The organism is Actinophytocola sediminis, from assembly GCF_054779715.1.
Genome location: NZ_BAAGXS010000018.1, coordinates 355,608 through 363,274, shown reverse-complemented (window position 1 = coordinate 363,274; position 7,667 = coordinate 355,608). Strand labels below are relative to the sequence as shown.

Genomic DNA, 7,667 nt, shown 5'->3' with positions numbered 1-7,667 from the left:
CTCCACGGCCGCCGCGTCGACGTCCACGGCGGCGACCGGCGCGCCCAGCACGGCCAGTGCCGCGACCACGGCGGCGCCGATGCCGCGCGCCGCACCGGTGACGATCGCGACCCGCCCGTCGACACCGCGCTCGTCGACACCGCGCTCGTGGTCCATCGCCGACTCCCCGCCTTGGTTGGGCGCCCCACCCGACGTCGGCGCCACCAGTTGATATTAGGAGAGGCTAACCTTACTTAGCAATAGACCTTACGGGGCGTCCTCACCAGCCCAGCTGCGCCACAGCTCGCGGTAGCGGCCGCCGGCGGCGATCAGCTCGTCGTGCGTGCCGCTCTCCACCACCTCGCCCTGTTCCAGCACGATCACCCGGTCCGCGGACGCGGCCTGGGTGAGCCGGTGGGCGATGACCAACGTGGTGCGCCCGGCGGTCGCGGCCAGCGCCGCGGCCTCCAATGCCCGCGCGCCCGCGCTGCCCGCCTCCGCGGTCGCCTCGTCGAGGATCGCGACCGGCGGGTCGGCCAGCACCAGCCGGGCGAGCGCGAGCTGCTGGGCCTGCGCGGCGGTGAGCTGGTGGCCGCCCTCGCCGACCTCGGTGTCCGGCCCGTCTGGCAGCGCGCGCACCCAACCGAGCGCGTCGACGGTGTCCAGCGCGGCGAGCACCTGCTCGTCGGTCGCGTCCGGGCGGGCCAGCCGCAGGTCCTCGCGCAGCGGACCGGCGAACACGTGCACCTCCTGGCTCAACAGCGCCACCTGCGCCCGCACGGCGGTCTCCCCCAGCGCGGACACCTCGACGCCGCCGAGCCGGACCGTGCCGCCGGTCGGCGGCAGCACTCCGGCCGCGATCGAGGCGATCGTGGTCTTGCCGGCGCCGCTCGCGCCGACCAGCGCGACCCGTTCGCCGTCGGCGGCCACCGCGCTCACCGCCCGGACCGCCGGCCTGCCCTCGTCGTAGTGGTGGGTGACGTCGACGACCGCCAGCGACCGGTCGGCGGGGGTGGCCGGGTCGGCCGGCTCGACCGGCGGCGGCAGGTCGACGACCCCGGCGAGCCGGGCGAGGCTCGCGCCGGCCTCCTGGATGTCGTCGGCCTGCAGCACGAGCAGGCCGATCGGGTTGAACAGGCGGTGGAAGTACAGCGCGGCCGCGGTGGTCGCGCCGATGGTGGTCAGGTCGGCGCGCACCAGCAGGAACCCGACCACGAGCACCGCGGTGAGGCCGACGAACTCGGCCCGGTTGCCCCGGGAGGCAAACCGGGTGAACAGGCTGAACACCCCGAGCGAGAGGTTGACCGCCTCCGCGGAGCGGGCGTCCACCCTGGCCGCGCGGTCGTGCTCGAGGCCGTAGGCGCGCACGGCGTGTACCCCGTGCAGTGAGCTGACCAGTTCCTGGGTGCGCCGGCCGATGGCGGTGCGCTCCTTGGCGTAGAACGGGCCGGAGCGCGGCAGGTACCAGCGCACGGCCAGCCAGTAGGCGGGGGCGGCGGCCAGGCCGGCGAGCCCCAGCCGCCAGTCGAGCGCGAACAGCCCGGCGCCGGTGAGCACGACGGTGAGCGCGGCCTGGACCATGTCCGGCCCGGTCGTGGTGATCGCGCCGGTGACCACGGAGACGTCGTCGCCGACGCGGGACACCAGGTCGCCGGTGCCGACGCGTTCCAGCGTGGTCGACGGCAGGTGCAGCGCGCGGTCGAGCACCCGTTCGCGCAGCCGGGCGAGCATCGTCTCGCCGAGCCGGGCGATGAGCGTGGCGCCGACCCCGGACAGCACGCCGCTGAGCAGCGCGGCGGTGCCGAGCAGGATGACGGCGAACCAGACCCGGTCCGCGCCGGCACCCCCGGCGATGTCGTCGACCAGCACGCCGAGCACCCAGGGCGCGACGAGCCCGGCCAGGCAGGCCACGACCGACACCGCGACGGCCGCCAGCGTGAGGCCGCGGTGGGCGCGCAGTTCGGCGACCAGGACCGCCCAGGTGCGGGTGGTACTGGCAACGGGGAGCGTCATCGCAGGACCGCCTCGCGGTAGTCGGTGTCGGCGCCGACGAGGTCGGCGTGCTGGCCCTCGCGGTCGACCTTTCCGTTGCGTACCACCACGACCCGGTCCATCCGGCCGAGCAGCGCCGGGCTGCTGGTGACGACGATCGTGGCGCGCAGGCCACCGGCACGGGCGCGGGCGAGCCGGGCGGCGAGGCGTTCCTCGGTGACCGCGTCGATCGCGGTCGTCGGGTCGTGCAGCACGAGCACGGGTGGGTCGGCGAGCAGTGCCCGCGCGAGGCCGACCCGCTGGCGCTGCCCGCCCGACAGCGACCGGCCGCGGTCGGTCACCGGGGTGTCCAGCCCGGCCGCGCGGTCGTCGAGCAGGTCCTCGGCCGCGGCGGTGTGCATGGCCTCGGCCAGCTGCGCGTCGGTGGCCTCCGGTGGCGCGCCGGCGAGCAGGTTGGACCGCAGCGTGCCCTCGAACAACGCGACGTCGTGGTGCTCCACCAACACCCGCGATCGCAGCGCGGCCAACGAAAGGTCGCCGACCGGGGCACCGTCCACCTGCACCTCGCCGGTCAGGTCGGCGGCCGGCGCCCGGCCGGAGAGCAGCTCCAGTAAGGCGTTGGCGTCCCGCTGGTCGTCGGCGACCACCCCGAGCAGTTCGCCGGACCGCACGCACAGCGACACGTCGGTCAACGTCCGGTAGGTGACCGCGCGCAGCTCCACTCTCGGGTCGGCCGGCGCCGGCGCGGCCAGCTCGCCCGGCTCGACCAGGAACGGCGCGGCGAGCACCGAGGCGACCCGGTCGGCCGACGCGCGGGCGGTGGCCGCGATCCTGGTCGCGAACCCGAGTACGCGCACCGGTTCGGCGACGAACTGGGCCAGCCCGACGACCGCGACCAGCTCGCCGACCGTCAGCCTGCCGAGCAGCGCGAACCAGCCGGCGACCCCGGCGACCACGGTGAGGAACAGCCCGGAGGCGGCCGTGGTGACGCCCTGCTGCAGCCCGATCGCGCCGGCCGCGCGGCGGGTCGCGGCCAGCGCCCGCGCACTGGACTTCTGGTACCGCACGGCGGCGTGGTGTTGGGCGCCGATGCCCCGCAGCGTGCGCAGGCCGGCGACCAGGTCGGTGGCCAGTGCCGTGGTCCGGCCGAGTTCGGCCTGTTGGTCGGCGGTGCGCCGGGTGAGCAGCGGCGAGAGCAGCTGCAACCCGACGACCAGCAGCGGCACGCCCACGAGCACCCCGAGCCCCAGCGGCACGTCGATGGCCAGCAGCGCGACCGAGGACGCGACCAGCCCGGTCACCGCGGCCGCCGCGAGCGACCCGGCACGCATGATCAGCACCGCGCGTTCGGCGTCGGAGGACGCGATCGACAGCAGCTCGCCGGACTTCAGGCCGGTGCGCAGCCCGCGCGGGTCCAGCACCCGGCCGGCGAGCTCGACGCGCACCCGGTGGGTCTCCCGTTCGATCGCGGTCACCAGCTGCCGGGCGCCGAAGCGCCAGGCCAGCGCCAGCACGGTGAACAGCACGGCCAGGCCGGCGACCGACCACAGCATCGCCGGCACCGAGCCGGTGGCCACCGCGCGGTCGATCACCACGCCGATCGCCACCGGCACGGCCACCTCGGCGACCTGGTGCAGGCTCAGCAGCAGCACGCCGAACGCGATCCGGCCGGCGTGCCGCCGCATCGCCCGGCGCAGCAACGCACCCCCGGTCATCGTGGTCAGCTCTTCGCGGCGAGTTCGGTGAGCACGGTGTCGAACCGCTCGACCAGCTCCAGCGCGGTGCCAAGCGACGCCGCGCCCGACAGCACCGGCCACACCCGGCCCGCCTTGGCGGCCGGCAGCTGAGCCCACAACGCGTTGCTGGTCAACGGTGTGTTGTCCGGCGCCTCGGTGACCCCGTCCGGTGCCGACGGAATGAGCAGCACGTCGCTCTGGTCGAGCACGGTGATCCGCTCCATCGAGTACTCCTGGGTCGGCTCCGGCTGGGCGGCCGACGGCTCGGCGAGCGTGACGCCGCAGTCGACGAGGACCTTGGTGTCCGTCCACTTCTCACCCAGCGTCCAGAACGTGGTGTCGGAGGCGGCCTGGGCGAAGGTGAAGGTGTACTTGGCGAGCACGTCGGCGTGCCTGGACTTGATCTCCGCGCACGCGGACTCGTACTCGGCCAACAGTTTCTCCGCCTCGGCGCTCCGGCCGAGCACCTCGCCGACCTTGGTGGCGACCTCGGTCAGCGACAGCTGCTGGAAGCTGATCACGACGGTCGTGGTGACACCGGTCAGCTGTTGGTACATCGCGTCGTCGGTGTCGATGGTGCGCAGGATGAGGTCGGGCTCGGTGTCCGCGATCTTCTCCGGGTCCGGGGTGGTGAAATCGCCGACGAGCGGCACGTTCGCGAGCTTGTCCTCGTAGCGGGGGCCGGTGTTCTCGTAGCCGGAGCCGCACGCGGCCACCGGCACCAGCCCGAGGTCGACCACCGCGAAGGCGCCGAAGAAGTCGGCGCACGCGACCTTGGCCGCCCGCTCGGGGACGGTGACCGTGCCCTTGTCGGTGTCCACCTCGCGGCCGGCGGCACCGCCGGCGCCGTCGTCCTCGCCGCTGCCACACGCCCCGATCAACGTGACGGTGGCGACACCTGCCGTACCGGCGAGGAAACCCCGCCTGCTGACCAGCTTCACTCAAACCTGCTTTCCCGCCGGTGGTCGGCGAGCTCTGGGATGGGATCGGGCGTGTGGTGGCGTCCAATGGGAACGATCAGGGGGGTGCCGGACACGGGGTCGGGCAGGACCACGCTCGGCAGGTCGAACACCTCCGCGACGAGCTCGCGGGTGACCACAGTGGACGGTGCGCCGGTGGCGACGATGCCGCCGTCGCGCATGGCGATCAGGTGGTCGGCGTAGCGGCAGGCCAGGTTCAGGTCGTGCAACACCATGACGATCGTGGTGCCGTCGTCGCGGTTGAGGTCGGTCAGCAGGTCGAGAACCTCGATCTGGTGGGTGACGTCGAGGTAGGTGGTCGGCTCGTCGAGCAGCAGCACACCGGTGCGCTGGGCGAGCGCCATCGCGATCCAGGCGCGTTGTCGTTGGCCGCCGGACAGTTCGTCCACCGGGCGGTCGGCGAGCTCGAGGGTGTCGGTGACCCGCATGGCGGACGCGACGGCCGCGTCGTCGGCGTCGCTCCAGCGGCGCAACAGGCCGTGGTGGGGGTGGCGGCCCCGGCCGACGAGGTCGGTGACGGTGATGCCCTCTGGCGCGATCGGGTGCTGGGGCAGGATGCCGAGCCGGGTGGCGACCGTGCGGGTGGGCATGGTGTTGATGTCGTTGCCGTCCAACAGGACCCGGCCCCGCGTCGGGGAGAGCAGCCGGGCCAGGCCACGTAACAGCGTCGACTTGCCACAGGCGTTGGCGCCGACGATCGCGGTGATCATCCCGTGTGGAATGGCGACATCGAGGTCCCGGACCACCTCGAATCCGTGGTAGCCAAGGGAAAGCCCCTGTCCCTTGAGGACGTCGGTCATGCGCGCCCCGTTCGGTTGGTGGTGGCCATCAGCCACAGCAGGTAGGGCGCGCCGAGCACGCCGGTCACCACGCCGACCGGCAGGGCGACGATGCCGAACAGCACGAGTACGTGCTGGGCCACCAGATCCGAGCCGACCAGCACCACCGCGCCGACCAACGCGGCCGGTAACAGCGCGGGCCCGTTGCCCCGGGTGAGCGCGCGGGCGATCGGGGCGGACACGAACGCGACGAACGCGACCGGCCCGGCCGCGGCGGTGGCCGCGGCGGCGAGCGCGACCGCGGTGACGATCAGCCCGAGCCGGTGGCGTTCGACCCGGACGCCCAGCCCGGTGGCCGCGTCGTCGCCGAACTGCAGTGGCCGCATCCCGGACGCGAGCACCAGTGCCGTCGGCAGCAACACGAGCAGGGCGATGGCCAGCGGGACGACGTCGGTCCACGTGCGGGCGGTGAGGCTGCCGGTGAGCCACACCAACGCCTGCTGGGCATCGCGCACCTGCGCGCGGGTCATCAGGTAGGACACCACGCTGGACAGCACGGCGGCCACCGCGATGCCGACCAGCACGAGCCGGTAGCCGTTCATCCCCCGCCGCCAGGCGAGCAGGTAGATCAGCACGGCGGTGCCCAGCGCGCCGCAGAACGCGCTGACCGACACCGGCGCGCCGGTCGCGCCGAACACCACGATGGCCACGACCGCCGCCGCGCTCGCGCCCATGGTGATGCCGATGATGTCGGGGCTGGCCAACGGGTTGCGGATCAGGCCCTGGAACACCGCGCCGGAGATGCCGAACGCGGCGCCGGCGAGCGCGCCGGTGAGCGCGCGCGGCGCGCGGACCTCGTTGACGATGTACTCCGCCCGCCGCGTGCCGCTGCCGGCCAACGCGCGCAGCACCTCGTCGGGCGAGATGGCCACCGTGCCCACCGACAGCGCGGTGATCACCAGCGCGGCGGCCAGCACCGCGAGCGCGATGCCGACTGTCCGGCCGCGCCGCAGCCCGCGCCGGCGCACCGACGCGACCCTGGCGACCGCCGACCGCTCCTCCACCACCGTCACAGCGCCGCCACCTTCCGGCCGCGCACCAACAACACCAGCACCGGCGCGCCGACGATCGCGGTCACCACCCCGACCTGGACCTCACCCGGCGGCGCCACGACCCGGCCGAGCACGTCGGCGGCGAGCAGCAGCGCGGGCGCGAGCACCAGCGAGTACGGCAGGATCCAGCGGTAGTCCGGCCCGGTCAGCACGCGCGCGGCGTGCGGCACGGCCAGGCCGACGAACGCGATCGGCCCGGCGATGGCCGTCGCCGCGCCGCACAGCGTGACCACCGCGACCGCGGCGATCCCCTGCGCCACCGCGATGTTCACCCCCAGCGAGCGGGCGACGTCCCCGCCGAGGGACAGCACGTTCAGCAGCCGCCCGCACGCCAGCGCCAGCACCGCGCCGACCCCGAGGAAGGGCAGTGCCTGGACAACCACGGGAAGGTCGCGGTTGGCCAGCGAGCCGACCTGCCAGAAGCGGAACTCGTCGAACGCCTCGGTGTCGGTGAGCAGGATCGCGGTGGTCAGCGAGCCGAGCGCGGCGGAGGTGGCCGCGCCGGCGAGCGCGAGCTTCACCGGGGTCGCGCCGTCACGGCCGAACGAGCCGATCCGGTAGACCAGCAGCCCGGCCGCGGCGGCGCCGGCGAAGCCGAACCACACGTACCCGGTGAACGTGGTGACGCCGAAGGCGCTGATGCCCAGCACCATCAGCAGCGAGGCGCCCGCGTTGACCCCGAGGATGCCGGGATCGGCCAGCGGGTTGCGGGCAAGGCCCTGCATGACCGCGCCCGCCAGGCCAAGCGCCGCGCCGGCGACCAGGCCGACGACCGTGCGCGGCACCCGCATGGTCGCGATGATCAGGTGGTCGGGGTCGGTGTCGTCGTAGCCGGTGACCACGTCGAGCAGCGTGCCCGGCGAGAGCGACACCGAGCCGACGCACACGCTGACCACCACCAGCACCGCCAGCGCGACCAGCGCGCCGAGGAGTCCCGCGCCGAGCGCGACCTGGCGGGCTGGACGCGTGCTCGTCCGCCGCTCACCGACCGCTGTCGTGGCCACCGCACCGCCTATGTCACTCTCTACCCGATCTGGATAAGGCTAGCCTAAGCAAAGGTAGCGGCCACAGTGCATAGGCGATCATTCA

Annotated in this window: 6 protein-coding genes; all 6 read right to left on the bottom strand. The window is 74.0% G+C overall.

Annotated elements, in window-relative coordinates:
- Window positions 1–246: 246 nt before the first annotated feature.
- From ACYVIP_RS11910 to ACYVIP_RS11885, 6 genes are read right to left on the bottom strand one after another with little or no spacing between them, the layout of a single operon-like run.
- Window positions 247–1,992 (bottom strand): ABC transporter ATP-binding protein, encoded by a 1,746-nt coding sequence (locus ACYVIP_RS11910; protein WP_460395203.1) that lies wholly within the window; start codon window positions 1,990–1,992, stop codon window positions 247–249.
- Window positions 1,989–3,686: an ABC transporter ATP-binding protein gene (locus tag ACYVIP_RS11905; RefSeq protein ID WP_460395201.1), complete on the bottom strand. Its 1,698-nt coding sequence runs from the start codon at window positions 3,684–3,686 to the stop codon at window positions 1,989–1,991. Before ACYVIP_RS11905 ends, ACYVIP_RS11910 begins: the two co-directional genes overlap by 4 nt.
- Window positions 3,687–3,691: 5 nt before the next feature.
- The gene (locus ACYVIP_RS11900; protein ID WP_460395199.1) at window positions 3,692–4,648 is read right to left on the bottom strand and encodes an ABC transporter substrate-binding protein; all 957 of its coding nucleotides are present in this window, start codon (window positions 4,646–4,648) and stop codon (window positions 3,692–3,694) included.
- Window positions 4,645–5,487 (bottom strand): ABC transporter ATP-binding protein, encoded by an 843-nt coding sequence (locus tag ACYVIP_RS11895; protein WP_460395197.1) that lies wholly within the window; start codon window positions 5,485–5,487, stop codon window positions 4,645–4,647. Before ACYVIP_RS11895 ends, ACYVIP_RS11900 begins: the two co-directional genes overlap by 4 nt.
- Complete coding sequence (locus ACYVIP_RS11890; protein WP_460395195.1) at window positions 5,484–6,539, bottom strand: FecCD family ABC transporter permease; 1,056 nt, start codon at window positions 6,537–6,539, stop codon at window positions 5,484–5,486. Before ACYVIP_RS11890 ends, ACYVIP_RS11895 begins: the two co-directional genes overlap by 4 nt.
- Window positions 6,536–7,582 (bottom strand): FecCD family ABC transporter permease, encoded by a 1,047-nt coding sequence (locus ACYVIP_RS11885; protein ID WP_460395193.1) that lies wholly within the window; start codon window positions 7,580–7,582, stop codon window positions 6,536–6,538. Before ACYVIP_RS11885 ends, ACYVIP_RS11890 begins: the two co-directional genes overlap by 4 nt.
- Window positions 7,583–7,667: the final 85 nt, after the last annotated feature.